This is a genomic window from Paenibacillus sp. FSL R7-0163 (genome assembly GCF_037969975.1).
Classification (GTDB): Bacteria; Bacillota; Bacilli; order Paenibacillales; family Paenibacillaceae; genus Paenibacillus_AQ; species Paenibacillus_AQ odorifer.
Map to the genome: position 1 here is coordinate 3,353,021 of NZ_CP150224.1, position 17,184 is coordinate 3,370,204.

Consider the following 17,184-nt stretch of genomic DNA (forward strand, 5'->3'; position numbering starts at 1 on the left):
CTTTATTGTCATTACTTATTCTTGGATTGAAAGGAATCACTTCGCATATCCGTATGCCTGATCACAGCATCAGCCTCGATATTAATCTGGCAGGTTTCAAATATACTCTCCCAATGATCTTTTACTTGTTTCCAGCCACGTGGATTAGCTCTTTCTACTGCTTCACCGAAACCTAGATAATCACTTTTTAATGAACGGGCAGTTGCTATGGCAGCGCGGATCTGTTCTTGAATATTCTTTTCCAAAAGCTTCGAAAGATCGTTTAACACTGTTGGATCTGTTAGATCCAAGCCATTGGGCGATTCCTTTAATCCAGCCTGCTGAGTGACATTAACCGTGAAGATAGGATGCTCTATATCTTTCGCATCCGCATGGATATGTACCTGTGATAAATACACATTAAACGATATATAGTCCTTCTCCCCTATCGAGACCAATACCGGCATCTGAGATATTTTATTCTTAAGTAGAACGGTACCGATCGCCTCTTCGCCGAGCAGCCATCCTTTAAGCTTGTCTTCTTTAAAAGCTGCAAGACCGGTAACCTTTATTATGGTCTTCGGACTTAAGTTCTTTAAATTATCGTTGCTCTCCCTCTGGTCCAAATCTCCAGTCACTAGCACGCCATTGATCACAGGCCCCCCACCCGGAACCTGAATCCCCCGGATAATATCATCCACTTCCATCCGATAGTTATATCCGAATTGTTTAGAGGTTGTCTGCAGCTTCTCCACCAAATCATTGGCTGGAATCCTTCCGAACACGGTCATAGTCGTCATACATTCACTTGCAGGCTGTCCCTTGGAAATAAAAATCAGGCTTGTCAGCCGGGTTTCGCTTTCCCTTTCCAGCACATCCATGATATCCTTGATGCCTTCTTGAGCGAACTTCTCGGAAATGATGACCACCCTAATATGTCCTAAAGACAAAAAACGTGCAGTCTGACGCGAGGCATTAGCTAATGCTTCAAACATAGTGCGGCCGCTACCTTTATAAACCGAAACAGGTGAAGTTCCTCTAGCGTTCTTCCCAGAGATTTCGTCAGCAACGATAACCTGAAAGGATAATACATATTTCTCTTCTTCTGTAGGTCCTCTATCTATGGACACACCGGAAACGATGGCTCTTCTGTTTAATTCCACACTATCCCAGCAGCCTGTGAGACTAAGACAGATCAATACGCAAGGTAAAAGTCCTGCTAAGAAAAAATTGCATTTACTCAGAATCTTGCTTTCCTTTCTTATGCGGCTGTGTCCCTTTAGTCTTATCAAGAATTTTTGGAGATAGGTTCTGTTCATGTCCGGTTGTGATCTCCTTCCCTTCTGAAATGTTCCCTTGCTGCGCAGTAGCAGGAGCTGGTTCTGCTGTGCCAAGCGCCCACAAAGGCAGCCTTAAGACGGCATCCTTCTGACCTCTGGATGACAAAGGCACTATTGGAGACAAATAAGGAACGCCAAAAGAACGCAGACTGTTCATATGTGCAACCAGTACGATTAAACCTAAAGTAATCCCGTAAAAACCAAACATACCGGCCAATATCAAAAAACCAAAACGGATAATTCTGCCCGCAATCGCCATGTTATACGCTGGAATGGCAAAGCTCGCAATCCCGGTCAACGCGACCACAATCACCATAACGGGCGTAATAATTCCAGCCTCTACCACGGCCTGACCAAGAATCAGAGCACCTACTACAGATACGGTCTGCCCAACTGCACGCGGCATTCTTACTCCCGCTTCCCGGATGATCTCAAACGCACCTTCCATTAGAATAGCTTCGACAAAAGCGGGGAAAGGCACATTTTCCCGTTGCGATAAAAGGTTGATCAGCAAAGTCGTAGGGATCATCTCATAATGAAACGTCGTCAAAGCTATATACACGGAAGGCCCTAGAATAAGCACGATAAAACTGATATACCGAATAATTCGCATCAGAATAGCAATATCGAACCTTTGCGCATAATCCGAAGCTGACTGAAAAAAAAGAGTGAAAACCGCAGGCAAAATCAATACAAAGGGGGTGCCATCTACGACAATCACTACCCTCCCTTCTAACAGATTCGTTGCAGCAACGTCTGGTCGCTCGCTGTTATTGATGGTTGGAAAAGGGGTAAAGGTCTTATCCTGAATCAGCTCTTCGATATAACCGGATTCCATGATGGCATCTACATTAATCTGCTGCAGCCGTTTTCTAACTTCTTCAACCAGCTTCTCGTCCGCAGTATCCTTGATGTACATTAAAGCCACATCGGTCTGAGTTACCGACCCGATCTTCACATGCTCGAGTCTTAGTTTGGGTGATCTTATTCTTCTGCGTATTAATGAGACATTCGTAGCCAAAGATTCAACAAAGCTATCCTTTGGACCACGCACAACTAGCTGAGTGGAGGGTTCAGTGACAGAACGTGCTTCCCCTCCTTCAGTCTCACACATGATGCCACTGTCATAACCTTCAATGAGAATCAGTGTCTTCCCAGAAAGAATTCCGAGCAGCACCTCGTTCCAATCCTCCTGCAGCTGCGCTTCACCTATTTCCAGGGCACGGTTTAAGATGAGGTCATTCAGATTATTTGCTGCAGTATTGCTTTCCTTGAGCATCTCATCCGTAATGGAGAGCAATGAACCCATTACAAATTGATTAACGGTTTCTGTCTTAGCTAGACCATTAAGATGTACCGCAGCAGCCTCAACAACGGATTCCTCACCAAGCTTTACCTGGCGGATTCTAAGATCCGGACTATCTCCCAGCTCGGTTATGATATTGTTTAGCGTCTGCTCCAGATAAATGGTTAATCTCACTCCAGAACCTGGACCTGCCGGGTCAGCTTGCTGTCCCTTACCGGATTTATTTTTTTTAGTTAACCCGTTGATGTTCAACAAGCTCCCCTCCTTTTTTTCATAAACTTTGTAGTATTATTCTCGGTTACTCCTTCCATTATTCGGCTGCTTAAAGTCACCTCAGGTTAGAAACACAAAAAAGGCAGTCCAAGAATGCGCTCTTGGACTGCCTTTTTATTATTTTTCTATATTGCTACACTGCCCGTGAATACGACCTCAGCAGGTCCAGTCATATACACATGATTATCCTCTTCATTCCATTCAATATAGAGATCGCCGCCCTTTAGACTAATCCAAGCTGCCCGGTCTGTAAGATCATTCAGCACAGAGGAGACAAGGGTTGCGCAGGCTCCAGTGCCACAGGCAAGCGTAGGTCCTGCCCCACGTTCCCAGACACGCATATCCACTCTGCCCCGATCCAGTACCGTTGCGAATTCAACGTTTACTTTTCTCGGGAATAAAGGATGTACCTCAAGCTTAGGTCCCCATGTGGCAAGATCAAAATTCACTGCATCTTCTACGTAAATCACGCAATGAGGATTTCCCATGGATACCGCTGTGAACTTAAATTCGGTTCCGTCCGCTTCAATCGGCTGAGCGAGCACTGGCTCTGCATCAATAGATACTGGAATTTGCAGACCGGACAATACAGGTTCGCCCATATCTACGGTTACAGTCTCCACAACACCGTCTTTCACGTTTAAAGTAACCTTTTGTTCTCCGGCACCAATCGTTTCTATTACAATCTGCTCTGAGCTTACCAGTCCGTGGTCATATACATATTTAGAGACACAGCGAATGGCATTTCCGCACTGCTCCGCCTCCGAACCATCAGAATTCATAATACGCATCTTGAAATCGCCACGCTCAGAAGGCAGGATATATACCAGTCCGTCAGCACCGATTCCAAAGAACCGGTTGCATAGGGTTACAGCAAGCTCCGCTGCATTACTTGGCAGCTCTTGCTCGCCGAAAACAACGATGAAGTCATTACCGAGGCCGTGCATTTTTGTGAATTCCATTAAAAGTCCACTCCTAAAGGTTATGTTATGTTAGCATTCGCTTAAGCTTAAAGTTCTGTGTAATTGAGCATTTCGCAAGCATATGAGCGGTTAACTGCAACAAGTATACCTTTAGGAATGGAGCATTAGTATTGACTTTATGCTGAAATTTTTGTACTTTTTATCATCGGATTACTGCCGCTGCGTCCACGATTACGTTTGCCGCCCCAAACACTGCCGGCACCCATCAAGAAGGTCGGGATCCCCGCTGTTACAAACACCAGACACCATTCGCGGAAATTGAGCGGCACTGTTTTGAAGACAGGCTGGAGCACAGGCACGTACATTACGGCCAGCATCAGTAAGACTGATGACAACACGGCAAGCACTAGATACTTATTCTGGAACGGATTGCGGTGGAACACTGAACGCGAACTGCGGCAATCGAAAACATGGATCAACTGTGCCATAACTAGTGTTGCAAAAGCAACGGACTGTGCCCGAATCAATTGTGCAGGATTCTCTGGTGCTATACGTAAGGTTAGCCAAAATGCTCCTAGCGTACATAAACCAATCAAGAATCCACGGCTTATAATTTTCCAGCCTAAGCGGCGGGCAAAAATATTTTCTTTCGCACCACGAGGTTTATGCTCCATCAAATCCTTCTCGGGCTGATCCACTCCAAGTGCCATCGCTGGCAGTCCGTCCGTCACTAGATTGACCCAAAGAATTTGGATCGGAACGAGTGGTAAAGGCAGACCCAGCATCATGGCAAAAAACATAGTCAGAATCTCTCCCACATTGGATGCCAACAGATAACGAATGAATTTACGAATATTCTCATAGATATTTCTGCCTTCTTCGATGGCAGCAACAATCGTTGAGAAGTTATCATCCCCGAGAACAAGTGACGATGCTTCCTTGGTCACATCTGTACCTGTGATCCCCATGGATATCCCGATATCTGCAGCCTTAATGGCTGGAGCGTCGTTCACTCCATCTCCGGTCATAGCCACTACGTGACCGTGACGTTGTAGAGATTTAACGATCCGAAGCTTATGTTCTGGAGATACGCGGGCGAATACAAACACATTGTCCGATATCTTATCCAGCTCATCATCATCCATCCGGGTTAACTGAGCGCCTGTCAGCACCGTTCCACCACGCTGCAGAATTCCCAGCTGGTGAGCAATTGCCTCGGCAGTTGTTCCATGATCACCAGTAATCATAACCGTCTTAATCCCTGCCCGGCGTGTGACACTGATGGCATCGCGGACTTCACGACGTGGCGGATCGATCATTCCTGCCAAGCCAATAAAGACTAATTGATTCTCCGCATCCTTTTCACTATTCACATGTTCATTTGGACGCATATCCCGGTAAGCCATACCTAGCACACGAAGGGCTCCTGAAGCCATTTGCTCATTGGCATCAAGCACCTTCTGCCGCAAAGTTGGCGTACAAGGCACAACACCGCCCTCCCAAAGCATATATGCGCAGCGATTCAGCAATACATCGGGCGCACCTTTGGTACATACCATCCGTCCTCCCGGATGGCCTACGATCACAGACATCAGCTTCCGCTCAGAATCAAACGGAAATTCCTGTTCACGAGTGTAGGTTACGGCAAGCGTCTGAGCGGTCAGTCCCATCTTTCCTGACAGTGCCACGAGCGCTCCTTCTGTCGGGTCGCCCTTCAGTTCCCAAACGGAAGTGTTGTCTGCAGACTTTTCAAGAACAGCATCCTTATCCTTCCCTTTTCGTTTGCCTCGCACTTCAGACTGGAAGGTCTCAATAATTTCCGCGTTGCTGCATAATGCGCCAACCTGCAACATCCGCCGTAAGCTTTGATCATGTTTTAGATCCACTGCTTTGCCTTTCTCCAGAACCTGTCCATTTGGAGCATACCCTTCACCTGTTACCTCAAGACCACGTCCACCCGTCCATAATCGGGTCACCGTCATTTTATTTTGCGTTAATGTTCCTGTCTTGTCTGAACAGATTACCGAGGCACAGCCCAACGTTTCCACTGACGGCAATTTACGAACGATAGCCTTGCGTTTGATCATCCGCTGCACGCCTAGCGCAAGCGCAATAGTTACAATAGCGGGGAGACCTTCCGGAATCGCGGCAACTGCCAAGCTCACACCAGCTAAGAACATGGAGGTGGCAGGCTGTCCATGCAGAATACCTGCTACCACAACTACAATTGTCAATCCCAGAGATACGTAGATCAGAATCTTTCCTAGCTGCTCAAGCCGATGCTGTAAAGGTGTTTCCTGAGAATCCGTATTTTGGATTAGATCCGCTATCTTACCCATTTCCGTGTTCATACCGGTACGGATTACAACAGCTCGCCCTGTTCCTCTGGTCACCATAGTGCCCATGAAGCCTAAATTCTTCTGATCACCAAGCGGAATCTCTTCTGCACGGATCGCTTCCGAATGCTTCGAGACAGGCAATGATTCCCCAGTAAGTGCGGATTCTTCCACATATAGAGCACTGCATTCCAACCAACGTACATCGGCAGGAATCCGATCTCCACTCTCCAGCAAGACAATATCACCTGGCACCAACATCTTGGCTGGGATAATCTCGCTATTCCCTCCACGTAGCACTTTGGCAGAAGGTGCGGAGAGTTGCTTTAAAGCTCTTAGCGAACGTTCGGCGCGAAACTCCTGAACAAATCCAAGCGCTCCATTCAGTAGGATAATCGCGATGATCGTGATGGCATCCAAGTATTCGCCTAGCAACCCGGATACAAGCGTTGCACCCATGAGCACAAGCACCATGAAATCCTTGAACTGGTTCAACAGCAGGGTAAACGGAGATACTGTCTTTCCTTCCGACAGCTCGTTGTACCCGTTCTCCTTTCGTCTCTCCGCGGCTTCCTCATCACTGAGGCCCGTCCTTGGCTGGACATTGAACATTTTCTGCAGCTCTTCTGCACCGAGACGGTGCCAACTGTTTTGTTCCATGACTTTTCTTTCCCTCCCGGTCGTTTCTTTACTTCCGGCGGCGCACAGCTTTTCCACCTGTTCATGACAAATGTATTCAAGGTCGTCCAATAATATCACCCCTATCCAATTCCCCTTTTGCGCGAATGTCCTAAAGTATGGCATCATAGAGAGGTGAGCATAGACGTCTTCGGCGTCCTTATAAGGACAGGTAAGCGTTTGAGCGAGAAATATAAGATATAAGTATTGTGTGAAACTTTTACTTTCTTATATTTAAGAAATTCATTTCACGGCGACAGGAGAGCTTTATCATGGCATTAGACGGCATTGTTACCCGAGCTATCGTGCACGAATTGCAATCATTCATAGGTGCACGTATAGGAAAAATATATCAACCGAACAATCACGATTTAATTTTTAACCTGCGCGGCGCAGGTGGCGGCGGCAAGCTGCTGCTCTCTGCTAATCCAACGTATCCTCGGGTGCATTTTACCGAAAGAAACAGCATTAATCCTTCGGAAGCACCCATGTTCTGCATGCTTATGCGGAAGCATTGTGAGGGAGGGACCATTGAAAGTATTACGCAGGTAGGTATGGAACGAATTATTCACATAAACGTCAAGACTAGAGATGAGCTTGGTGACGTCTTTGCCAAAAAGATCATCATAGAACTCATGGGTCGACACAGTAACATCATTCTTACTGATCTCAGTTCTGGAACGATCATAGACGGCATTCATCATGTAACTCCATCGATCAGCAGCTATCGGATTGTGATGCCCGGTATCGCATACACAGAACCGCCACAGCAACATAAGCTGAACCCTTTGGAGATTGGTCAGGAGCAATTTCTCAATTTAATCTCGGCTGCTGAAGAAGCTGCACTGATAGAGGATGATGAGGAGGCTGAGCCAGAAGAAATCATTGAGGGTGAGCTTGCTAAGCTGATCACAAAAGAAGCAGTAGAGCAAAAACCTGACGGCTCTGGCGGTCCTTCTCCCTCAGCTGACCCCGTGGGCTGGATGGTACATGCTTTCAGCGGAATGAGCCCACTGATTGCTGGTGAAATTGCTCTTCGTCTGAGAAACACCCTGGATAAAGGCGTTACAGAATCCGAAGCAGCATTTCCGACACAATTATGGGTTGCCTTCCATTCCGTAATGGGATCCGTACGCGATAACGAATTTTCTCCTGTTGCAGGTGCAAACGCAAAAGGTAAGATGATTTTTTCTGCGATCCCCTTAACACTTCTGGGTGAGAGTGCGAAACATTACAACTCCATCAGTGAATGTATGGAGGATTATTACGGGGATAAAGCCGAGCGCGATACTGTAAAGCAACGGGTGAGTGATTTGATCCGCTTCCTCAGCAATGAACGGAGCAAAAACGTTAAGAAACTCGCTAATTTGCAGAAGGATCTCGACGAAGCTCAGGATGCTGATCGTTACCGCATTTGGGGTGAGTTGCTTTTCGCTTCATTACACGCGGTATCCAAAGGGGATAAAGAAGCCTCCTTGGTCAATTATTATGATGAAAATCAGGCGGAAATGGTGGTTCCGCTCGATCCGTTATTAAATCCTTCGGACAATGCACAACGTTATTTCAAAAAATACAACAAATATAAAAACAGCCTGCTTGTCATTAATGAACAGCTTTTGAAGACGCATGAGGAAATTCTGTATATGGAGAGTCTGCTGCAGCAACTTGCCCACGCTTCCCTCAACGATATTGAGGAGATCCGCGACGAGCTTGTAAGCCAAGGTTATCTGCGAGACCGGAGCAAAAAGGGCAAAAAGAAGAAAAAGGCCACCAGACCCACATTACAGGTCTTCACCTCTTCAGAAGGAATCGATATTTATGTCGGCAAAAATAATTTGCAGAACGAATACGTCACCAATCGACTGGCTTCTCCGAATGATACTTGGCTGCATACCAAGGACATCCCCGGATCACACGTGGTCATCCGAAGTGAGCAATTTGGAGATGCAACGCTGGAAGAAGCCGCTCAGCTTGCCGCTTATTTCAGCCAAGCCAAACAGTCCAGCAGTGTGCCTGTGGACTGTACATTGATCCGCTATGTACGTAAACCAAGCGGTTCCAAGCCGGGATTTGTAATCTATGATCATCAAAAGACACTGTTCGTCACACCCAATGAGGAAAGAATTAAGAGTCTTCCAAATACTTTGAGAAGCTAAATACTAGATATAAAGAAACCTCCAGCTGCAGATGTTGAACATCTAAAGCTGGAGGTTTTTATGATTCGCTCCGCAAATTGACTAATTTCATGCCTTTTTGTTTAAATACTTCAGTACTTCTGTAGAAACCGTAACACTGCCGATATCCCCGTGAAAAATCACGCCTTGACGGGCACCATGAAAGTCAGAACCTCCGGTTATTAACAGATTATAATCCTCAGCCATAACTTGATAACGTTCTTCTTCCGCAGGTCCATGATCTGAGTGATAGACCTCAATCCCTTTAAAAGCGCCTTGCTCCAGAATATCTCGCACCAGAAGGTCATCCCCGTACAAACCCGGATGGGCTAATACTGGAGACCCTCCTGCCTCAATGATCCACTCGCAAGCTTCCTCCGGTGTGATTCTAGGAGGTGACACATAGGCCGCTGCACCCTCGGCCAAATACTTGTTGAAGGCATCTCTCATATCGGTAGCTGCCCCAAGCCGAACCAGCTCGTCGGCAATATGTGGGCGGCCGATGCTTTCATCAGGCTTCAATTCCCGCCCGATCCCCGCTATAACCTGTTCCAAGGTAATCGCAATACCAAGGTCTTGCAGCTTGGTAATTATCGCTTCATTTCTAAGTGCCCGGGTATCTCTTAGCCCTTCCAAACGTGAGAGAAATTGTTCATTCTCAGGATCAACATAATAGCCCAGCACATGAATGTCTTTGCCACCAGCACGCGTACTGATCTCTACACCAGGCACAACGGTTATTCCGTACTTATCCCCTGCTTCACAGGCTTCCTTCACGCCAGCCACTGTATCATGATCCGTAATGGCAACAGCGCTTAGCCCCTTCTCCTTAGCAAGTCGTACATTCTCCGCTGGTGGCTGCATGCCGTCAGATGCTTGAGTATGGGTATGGAGGTCGCATACATCCTTCGCAGGTAGGTTGCCTGCATTCTCCCACTCTTCCCGCAGAATCCCCATTTTTATGGCATCGTAGTATTCTCCTCGCACGATTCGTGCTTTACGGACGCGAGCTTCCTCCACCATGCCACATTTCGCTGCCAACCCGATCATTCTTTTATTCCCTGACCAGGTGCCTATTCCAAGACGGACTGTATCAAGAGAATTAAATAAATAATCTATCCACATCTTAAACGCTTCCGTACCGTAACCACCTGACCAATAACTAGAATCAAAGATTACTATACCAATCTCCATCCAGTTGGTTTCTTGCGATATCCAGTAGCGTCCTACTTTCCCCTTTACCTTGCCGTCTATTTCTATGATCAACAGGTTACGCGGGGTTTCCGTCTCAACTAACGCCAAATGACCTATGTAGTCCTCGGTAAACTTTTCGAATCTTTGATGTGCCAAAGATTTATAAGGACCATCCCATTTCAAGTGTTCACGGTCTTCAGCTTCATGATAGTGATAATAAAGCTTCTGAAAATCAGCCTCTGTAATATCGCGCAATACTAGCTTTTCTCCACGTAGAACAATTGACATTGTGATATCCCCCGCTTTAACTATCAGATTTCATTCGAATGCTCACGCAAATAAGTCAGGAAGGTTACTGCAGAAATTGGCAGCAGTGTTGATTTTAAATGAATGGCGTAGAATTGTCTTTTAAAAGAGGCATCGGAGATATTCACAATTTTCAACAGTCCAAGCGCAACTTCATGCTTAACCGAAGAGGTCGATATGATCGTTATGCCAAGACCTGCTTCCACCGCTGATTTCACAGCTCCCGTACTTCCAAGCTCCATCACGATCTTCATTGTTCCCGGATCAAGTCCCTTGGAGAACAGCTGCTCTTCCATCACACGCCGCGTTCCTGAGCCCTGCTCACGCAATACAAAAGGATGCTGAAGCACTTGCTCCAAGGTAACCTCTTGCTGCTCCGCAAGTGGATGATCATATGGCACGATCAACTTCAGCTCATCCCCCATCACGGGCTCGATCTCCATGTCCGGATGTGTGACCGGGGCTTCAATTAAACCAAAATTCAGTTGATGCTTGAGGATTTCCTCCATAATTTGCGAGGTGTTCATCACTTTCATCATAATTGAAATGTTAGGATATTGCTTTCCGAAAGGGCCTAACAGCCGTGGCAGCACGTATTCTCCTATCGTAAGACTCGCCCCAAGCTGCAATCTCCCTTCCAGCATATGTGTGAATGCTGACATGGCTTGATCCGTCTCTCGCATCAGCAGAATACTGCGTAGCGCGTATGGCATTAGAGTGTGCCCTGCCTCAGAGAGTACGATTTTTTTGGTGGAACGATTAAACAATTTGGTGCCAAAATAATCCTCCAGCGCCTGTACCTGCATGGTCACAGCTGGTTGAGTCATATGTAAAGTCTGCGCCGCCGCCGAGAAGCTTCCCCGCTCGGAGACCGTATAAAAAATATGCAGCTGATGAAAGTTCATGCTTCGCAACTCCTTATATTACAAGAAGAAACGTCGTTGCCGTCCTTTAAAGACGACAATCGTTTCCCGTAGAAATCTAAGAATATTATAATTGTGCAGTATATAAATTCTTATATTTTCAAAAAGGACATGCAGACTCGCCGCATGCCTCTTGCCCGTTTCTTTATAGACTATTTGCGTCTTCGCTTCTTCTTCGACAGCTTTGTACGGTGAGAATTACGCAGCAGTGAAAAATAGGTCTTTAAATCTCTCAGCTGTGGCATCACCGAGATTCTACCAAGAAACGAAACGATGATCATAGAATATAATGGCTGGCCTGAGAGATCTCTCTCACCTGTCAATTCCGTAAACTCAGCGATTACTACAGAGTCATCGTCAATTAAATATGCGTTATAATCACTGCTTGAAAAGGGCTTGATCCGATTCTGCATTAGGCACTGCCACATCCATGCAGCGACCTCTTCGGCATTGCTTGCACCATTGCTGATGCGGTCCATATAACGGCTCTTCGCATGATTTGTTATAACGATGTCGGCGACCCTGTAATCGTTCAGCATGATGTGGAAGGGCTCATAAGTGCTGGGCCAATCCATCCCCTTGTTGCGCATCATCATCACACTCCACCATAAGGGTCTTAGTATGCACTTAATGTTGTCATCTTACCTCATTGCCGAAAGTTGTACAAGTTTCTACCGTCGAGAGTAATGGCTTTTTTTGTAAATAAGCATAAAAAAAACAGGCGTTGTTTAAGCGCCTGTTTATCTCCTGGAATCACATACTGTAATTACGGGACTTGTCCGGTCCATTACTAGTATACTCTGTCTTAATTTCGTTACGATAAGATCTTTCAATCTTTCGTACATAGGAGAGTCTGCGGACATTCTTCATAACTTCCTCGGCCCGTTCTGCATTTACATACATAACTGCATAATGCATTTTCCGAGAAACATAATGTAATGTTCCGTATTTCTCAAGGTTACGTGCCGCTTTAACGTCACTTACCCAAATGATGTATCCTGTCCGTTCCGCAAACATAAGCTAAACCGCCTTTCTCTCTCTAAATCCTAAGGGAAGCTTATCCGCAGGAGCATTTTCCCCCGCTGCCGCATCCACCTTTAGGGGAAGGATCATTACTTGGTACTTTAATGCTATCTGATACTGAAAAAGCAATCGCTTCCGACATGGAATGCAGAATGTCGTCAAGGGTCTTCTCTGCCAGCTTGAAACGAACAACTTCTTCGAACTGCTCCAGTTCCGCTTCTACTGCCGAAACCTCATCCTTTGCTGAATGATAATTCGGGTGGAAATGTCCGAAACGCTGTGTTTCTTCAAACAGCTCCTTCTTAGTCTGAAGTCGTTTGACCATGGCCTGAATTTCGGGGTTCGTATCAACCCGTCCTTTCCAGTATAAGTAATCCGACACCTCGGCGGATTGATTAATCATATCGCCTAATTCATAGGCGTATGTCAGCACTTCAGCCATATCGACCGTATTTATTTCAGCTACGCTCATGAACTCAGCTCTTTTCTTCGTTAATGATCTACCGATTCAGTAGACTTTTCTATCATACCATAATCACTCGCTTGAGCAGAAGAGGAATTTCTTCGTCCTTTGGGAATAACTAACTTCATTTCCTTCCAGTCTTCCGGAGTGAGCTCTATATCTTCAACCGTTTCACCATCATGAAAGAGCAGTTGTCCGGAAACTCTCCATGGATTCCCACTTATGCGTGAAGGGATAAAATCTAACATCTGATCCTTTAGTGCAAAACGCACCTTGACTCCCCATCTTAACCCTTGCTCCATCACCTTTTGTGCAGTCGAGCTATGATAATGCCGCCATTCTTTGCTCCAGATCTGCGGTACATTTTCTCCACCGAAGAGAATCTCTTCCTCCTGTTCAGGAGCAATAACCGGCAGGTTAAGAAAAGGATTCCCTTTGGACAGCAATCCTAGTTCTACATTCAGCTCTGGAAGAACATACATTGCTTCGGGGTTTCCTGTTTCATGAGGAAACAAACACCACCCTAGGTTTGTTTCCTCTACCTGTCCTCCAATGATTCTGGAAGGCGCTAACCCCGCGGAGTACAGCTCTTTTCGTATCTGTTCCATACATTGCGGGTCCACTATGAAATGTAAAGGACCGATACGTTCAAGGTTCTCCTGTAAACGCGGGTGAGCTGCGATAGCAGCTCCATCTGCTTCCGTCTGACAGGTCAAAATAATTACTTGGGAGAGTGAGGTACGGCCAATGCTTTTTGCCCATTGCTCAAGAGACATTTGAACCACCGAAGGAAGCCCTCCTAGTGCATGCTCACTTATCCATGAGATGATGTCATCCGGTGACATTCCACGCTCAGCTGCAAGTTCCAACCTCTCTTTCGTCAGCCGGAAGCTCCATATCGTATCACTATGCTGGAGCTCAGCGCAGCCAGCCAGTGTCCATCGCACAGTATAAGGGACCTCCGGTGGAACCAGCACCTCGAAATCCGGCTGCACAATAAACTGTTCCTGTGTATCTCCAGACCCAACAGCAGCGAATGATCCCCTCTCAGAAGATAGCATTGGCTTAGCAGCAGTCCAGCAAAAACACAACATACCCTCAGCGGTTTCTCCCAGCTCACACCAGCCAAAACCTGTTAAACAACGTAACCAGTTCAAACTTGATTGTTCAAGCTCATTACGGGCAACGGTACCTGTGAGATTAGCATCCATCATCCAGTCTAATAGCGCGGGCAGCATTATCCATTTCCCGGGGATAAAATCTGCATTTGAGATTATATAACGAAAATGTTGATCGGCAGGTCCCACGCATCCGCAGCGATTAATTACAATTCCATAGAGAATGTCACTCATCGTCGCTTCAGGAAGCTGCAGCCAACGATCCAATAGCTCCATATCAAGCGTGTACCCGGCGCTCTGCCTGCGAATAAGTCCAAGAAACAGCAGGATATCCACCGTCGCAATGACAGAAAGAGTTTTCTGTTCCTCTAAAAGAGAACCCACGGAGAGCCATTGCAAATGCTCCTCGCCAAAAGAGAGCTGCTCCGCTAAGCGGTTTAGGTGCTTTTTATGAATAATCCCCTTGGCTGTCAGCGGCAACCCTTCCCAAGCGGTGAACAGCAAAGCCCGAAACAAATCTATCGCCAGTCCGGCTCCTGCTTCCATGGTAAGACTCACTAAATGCCCGGCAATGAATTGCGGCTGATACGGGAAAAATTCTTGTTCAATTGCCGGCAGCTGATCAACAGGAATCTGGTACAGCTTTTCGCCTAATATTTTATGCCTTGCAGTTAACAGCCCCTCGCGGCGCAATTCGTTCATTGCAAGCTTTTGCTCAGCACGACAAAGCGCCACAGGGCGCAATCGTTCTTCCTTCCCTTCCTCAAACGGCTGGGCAGCATAAGCTGCACATAATCGCTTTAAGACCTCTAATGCTTCTGTAGACAGCTGGTTCAATGGATGGTTCTCTCCTCTCCACTCGGCATCTTTTTAACGACATATTCATAGCCCTGCTCAGTCAAAAACATCCGGCGGCGCAAAGCGAAATCCTGTTCCCGGCTATCTTCAGATACCAGTGTATAGAAGTAGGCTTTATTCTCCCCCGCTTTGGGACGGAGGATTCGACCTAGTCGCTGGGCTTCCTCCTGCCGTGATCCATAAGCTCCCGAGACTTCAATTGCAATCGACGCGTCAGGTAAATTCACCGCGAAATTCGCTACTTTTGACACCACCAGTACCTGTATATCTCCCTCGTTAAAAGCCGCATATAGCTCGTCTCTTTCACGCTGCTTCGTTTTGCCGGTAATTAAAGGCGCCCCGATCCTGTCAGCCAGTTCACTTAACTGGTCGAGATATTGTCCAATAACCAGCACCGAAGAACCTGTATGGACCTTTAGAAGCTTAGCTACAATTTCAGCTTTGGCAGGATTGCAGGAAGCCATACGAAATTTTTCTTTTGCCGCCGCGTACATATATTCTTGTTTAAGCTCCGGATTCATCGGCACAATGATCTCTACACATTCCACTTCAGCGATCCAGCCCTGCTGCTCCAGCTCCTTCCAAGGCAAATCGTAGCGTTTCGGTCCGATTAAAGAGAACACATCCCCTTCCTTCCCGTCTTCTCTAACCAAAGTGGCTGTAAGCCCCAGTCGACGTGTAGCCTGAATGTCTGCTGTAGCCCGAAATACAGGCGCTGGAAGCAGGTGAACCTCATCATATATAATCAAGCCCCAATTGCGTTCGTTAAACAGCTTCATATGGAGAAACGGACCGTCTTTGGACGAACGATGCGTTAATATTTGATAGGTGGCAATGGTAACTGGCCGCACTTCTCTTTTTTCACCCGAATATTCACCAACTGCCTCCCCAGCCAAATCTGTTCGCTCCAGCAATTCATCCATCCATTGCCTTACGGACGTTGTATTTGAAGTTAAAATCAGGGTTTCACATTGGAGACTTTCAAGTACTGCTACTCCTACAATTGTCTTCCCTGCGCCACAAGGCAGCACCACCACACCGCTTCCCCCTTGTCCTTCTGTCCCTTGAAACAGCTGAACGGCCTCCTGCTGATATTCACGTAAGCCAAATGAATCGTTTGCCGAATCAGCCTTGCAGGTATCGAGATTCTCCTTCCAGGTCAAGCTAAGCGCTTGCCCTTCATGATATCCGGCGTAGTCGAGAACTGGATACCCCAATCTCATCAGCTCTTGTTTCAAAAGCCCTCTATTCTCCGCAGGGCACGAGCATTCCAGAGGATTTATTCTCAGTAGACCCAACGCTTTTAGACCTTGTACATCACTCAATTCATTCAAAAGCTCAGGAGCATCCGCTCTTAACATAACGACCTCATTCTGAGTCTCTTGGCCATGAAGAGTCAGCTTTCCATATCTGGACAAAAGAGTTTCAATTTCCTCCTCCAATCCTGTGGGAACACCCCAGCGTGCAAGGTGATGCAGGCTAGTGATAATCTCCTCAGCAGTATAATTAAGCGCAGCTGCATTCCAAATAGATAAAGGGGTAATTCGGTAGGTATGGTAAGCAGGAGGACTTTTTATCAGCTCCGCGAAGGTCCCTAGCTTTTTCCTTGCCACCTCAAAATCCGGATGAGCACATTCCAGTAAAATTGTCCGGTCCCTGCGTACGATGCAAGCTCCTGATCCATTCATAGCTTTTCCTCCCTAGTGTTCAAGTTATTTAAGCTTGCGCTATGTAATTTTGTTTATTTTCATATAACAGGAAAAAGCCCATCCCCGCATAACGGTCATGAGCTTCCCTATCTGACTATTTAATGTAAGTGCTGCTGCGAAATATCATGAAGTGCTTCACCAGCTTCATCCGCAAAAATGTCGCGCACAGCCAGATCTCCAATCGACACTACGCCCACCAGCTTCTGGTCACGTGTCACCGCCAGCCTGCGGATTTGCCAGCCAGCCATTAACTCTGCAGCCTCATCTACTGAAGTATTCTCCGAGACGGTCTGAATCTCTTTACTCATTACAGTTTCCACTGAGGTTGAACCAGGATGTTTAGCCGCATAACCTCTAATCACGAGATCGCGGTCAGTAATTACGCCGATCAGTGTCTTATGTTCTTCATTATCAACAACAGGTATAAATCCAGTGTCATAATCTCGCATTTTCACGGCAACTTCATACACATTATCTTGCAGCGTAACCGTTGCAGGCTCCTTCGTCATAACCTCTTTCACTGTCTTCAAGAATGAACCCTCCTAATCATGGTCTCCATGTTATGGGAATAGGTTCTCCTC

Annotated in this window: 13 protein-coding genes and 1 pseudogene; 1 reads left to right on the plus strand and 13 read right to left on the minus strand. The window is 46.6% G+C overall.

Translation table 11 applies throughout. The features are described from left to right. Positions 1-11: 11 nt before the first annotated feature. From NST45_RS14960 to NST45_RS14975, 4 genes are all read right to left on the minus strand, one after another. Positions 12-1,298, minus strand: coding sequence for a Ger(x)C family spore germination protein (locus NST45_RS14960; protein ID WP_081383702.1), 1,287 nt, complete (start codon positions 1,296-1,298; stop codon positions 12-14). Beyond that, a complete protein-coding gene (locus NST45_RS14965) occupies positions 1,216-2,877 on the minus strand; it encodes a spore germination protein (RefSeq protein ID WP_063829831.1) in 1,662 nt (553 codons plus the stop codon). Before NST45_RS14965 ends, NST45_RS14960 begins: the two co-directional genes overlap by 83 nt. A gap of 146 nt (positions 2,878-3,023) precedes the next feature. Continuing rightward, positions 3,024-3,860 (minus strand): diaminopimelate epimerase, encoded by an 837-nt coding sequence (gene dapF / locus NST45_RS14970; protein WP_038570307.1) that lies wholly within the window; start codon positions 3,858-3,860, stop codon positions 3,024-3,026. Between the two features lie 137 nt (positions 3,861-3,997). Beyond that, positions 3,998-6,817: a calcium-translocating P-type ATPase, SERCA-type gene (locus NST45_RS14975; RefSeq protein ID WP_036686174.1), complete on the minus strand. Its 2,820-nt coding sequence runs from the start codon at positions 6,815-6,817 to the stop codon at positions 3,998-4,000. A gap of 290 nt (positions 6,818-7,107) precedes the next feature. Here NST45_RS14975 and NST45_RS14980 point away from each other — a divergent pair, with 290 nt between their 5' ends. Then, positions 7,108-8,991 (plus strand): NFACT RNA binding domain-containing protein, encoded by a 1,884-nt coding sequence (locus tag NST45_RS14980; RefSeq protein WP_339826053.1) that lies wholly within the window; start codon positions 7,108-7,110, stop codon positions 8,989-8,991. A gap of 87 nt (positions 8,992-9,078) precedes the next feature. Here the strand turns inward: NST45_RS14980 and NST45_RS14985 are convergent, their stop codons facing one another. From NST45_RS14985 to NST45_RS15025, 9 genes and pseudogenes are all read right to left on the minus strand, one after another. Then, a complete protein-coding gene (locus NST45_RS14985; protein ID WP_051491464.1) occupies positions 9,079-9,966 on the minus strand; it encodes a PHP domain-containing protein in 888 nt (295 codons plus the stop codon). 72 nt (positions 9,967-10,038) lie between these two features. Continuing rightward, positions 10,039-10,491, minus strand: a pseudogene (locus NST45_RS14990) (GNAT family N-acetyltransferase); the annotation flags it as partial. Between the two features lie 23 nt (positions 10,492-10,514). Then, a complete protein-coding gene (locus NST45_RS14995; RefSeq protein ID WP_036686171.1) occupies positions 10,515-11,414 on the minus strand; it encodes a selenium metabolism-associated LysR family transcriptional regulator in 900 nt (299 codons plus the stop codon). Positions 11,415-11,584: 170 nt separating this feature from the next. Then, on the minus strand, positions 11,585-12,022 hold the full coding sequence (locus NST45_RS15000) for a hypothetical protein (RefSeq protein WP_036686574.1): 438 nt from the start codon (positions 12,020-12,022) through the stop codon (positions 11,585-11,587). Positions 12,023-12,185: 163 nt separating this feature from the next. Further along, positions 12,186-12,449, minus strand: coding sequence for a YlbG family protein (locus tag NST45_RS15005; protein WP_036686170.1), 264 nt, complete (start codon positions 12,447-12,449; stop codon positions 12,186-12,188). 40 nt (positions 12,450-12,489) lie between these two features. Then, positions 12,490-12,927 carry a YlbF family regulator gene (locus NST45_RS15010; protein WP_036686168.1) on the minus strand — a complete coding sequence of 146 codons (438 nt, stop codon included), beginning with the start codon at positions 12,925-12,927 and terminating at the stop codon, positions 12,490-12,492. 20 nt (positions 12,928-12,947) lie between these two features. Continuing rightward, positions 12,948-14,873, minus strand: coding sequence for a helicase-associated domain-containing protein (locus tag NST45_RS15015; RefSeq protein ID WP_036686166.1), 1,926 nt, complete (start codon positions 14,871-14,873; stop codon positions 12,948-12,950). Continuing rightward, positions 14,870-16,582, minus strand: a complete 1,713-nt coding sequence (locus NST45_RS15020; protein WP_036686164.1) for a DNA repair helicase XPB — start codon at positions 16,580-16,582, stop codon at positions 14,870-14,872. Before NST45_RS15020 ends, NST45_RS15015 begins: the two co-directional genes overlap by 4 nt. 119 nt (positions 16,583-16,701) lie before the next feature. Next, the gene (locus NST45_RS15025; RefSeq protein WP_036686162.1) at positions 16,702-17,133 is read right to left on the minus strand and encodes a CBS domain-containing protein; all 432 of its coding nucleotides are present in this window, start codon (positions 17,131-17,133) and stop codon (positions 16,702-16,704) included. Positions 17,134-17,184: the final 51 nt, after the last annotated feature.

Bases quoted from the DNA above. Each gene is read 5' to 3' on its own strand.
- NST45_RS14975 (WP_036686174.1), bottom strand. From the start codon at position 6,817: ATGGAACAAAACAGTTGGCACCGTCTCGGTGCAGAAGAGCTGCAGAAA.
- NST45_RS14985 (WP_051491464.1), bottom strand. From the start codon at position 9,966: ATGGGGATTCTGCGGGAAGAGTGGGAGAATGCAGGCAACCTACCTGCG.
- NST45_RS15010 (WP_036686168.1), bottom strand. From the start codon at position 12,927: ATGAGCGTAGCTGAAATAAATACGGTCGATATGGCTGAAGTGCTGACA.
- NST45_RS15020 (WP_036686164.1), bottom strand. From the start codon at position 16,582: ATGAATGGATCAGGAGCTTGCATCGTACGCAGGGACCGGACAATTTTA.
- NST45_RS14980 (WP_339826053.1), top strand. From the start codon at position 7,108: ATGGCATTAGACGGCATTGTTACCCGAGCTATCGTGCACGAATTGCAA.
- NST45_RS14960 (WP_081383702.1), bottom strand. From the start codon at position 1,298: ATGAACAGAACCTATCTCCAAAAATTCTTGATAAGACTAAAGGGACAC.
- dapF (WP_038570307.1), bottom strand. From the start codon at position 3,860: ATGGAATTCACAAAAATGCACGGCCTCGGTAATGACTTCATCGTTGTT.
- NST45_RS15000 (WP_036686574.1), bottom strand. From the start codon at position 12,022: ATGCGCAACAAGGGGATGGATTGGCCCAGCACTTATGAGCCCTTCCAC.
- NST45_RS14995 (WP_036686171.1), bottom strand. From the start codon at position 11,414: ATGAACTTTCATCAGCTGCATATTTTTTATACGGTCTCCGAGCGGGGA.
- NST45_RS15005 (WP_036686170.1), bottom strand. From the start codon at position 12,449: ATGTTTGCGGAACGGACAGGATACATCATTTGGGTAAGTGACGTTAAA.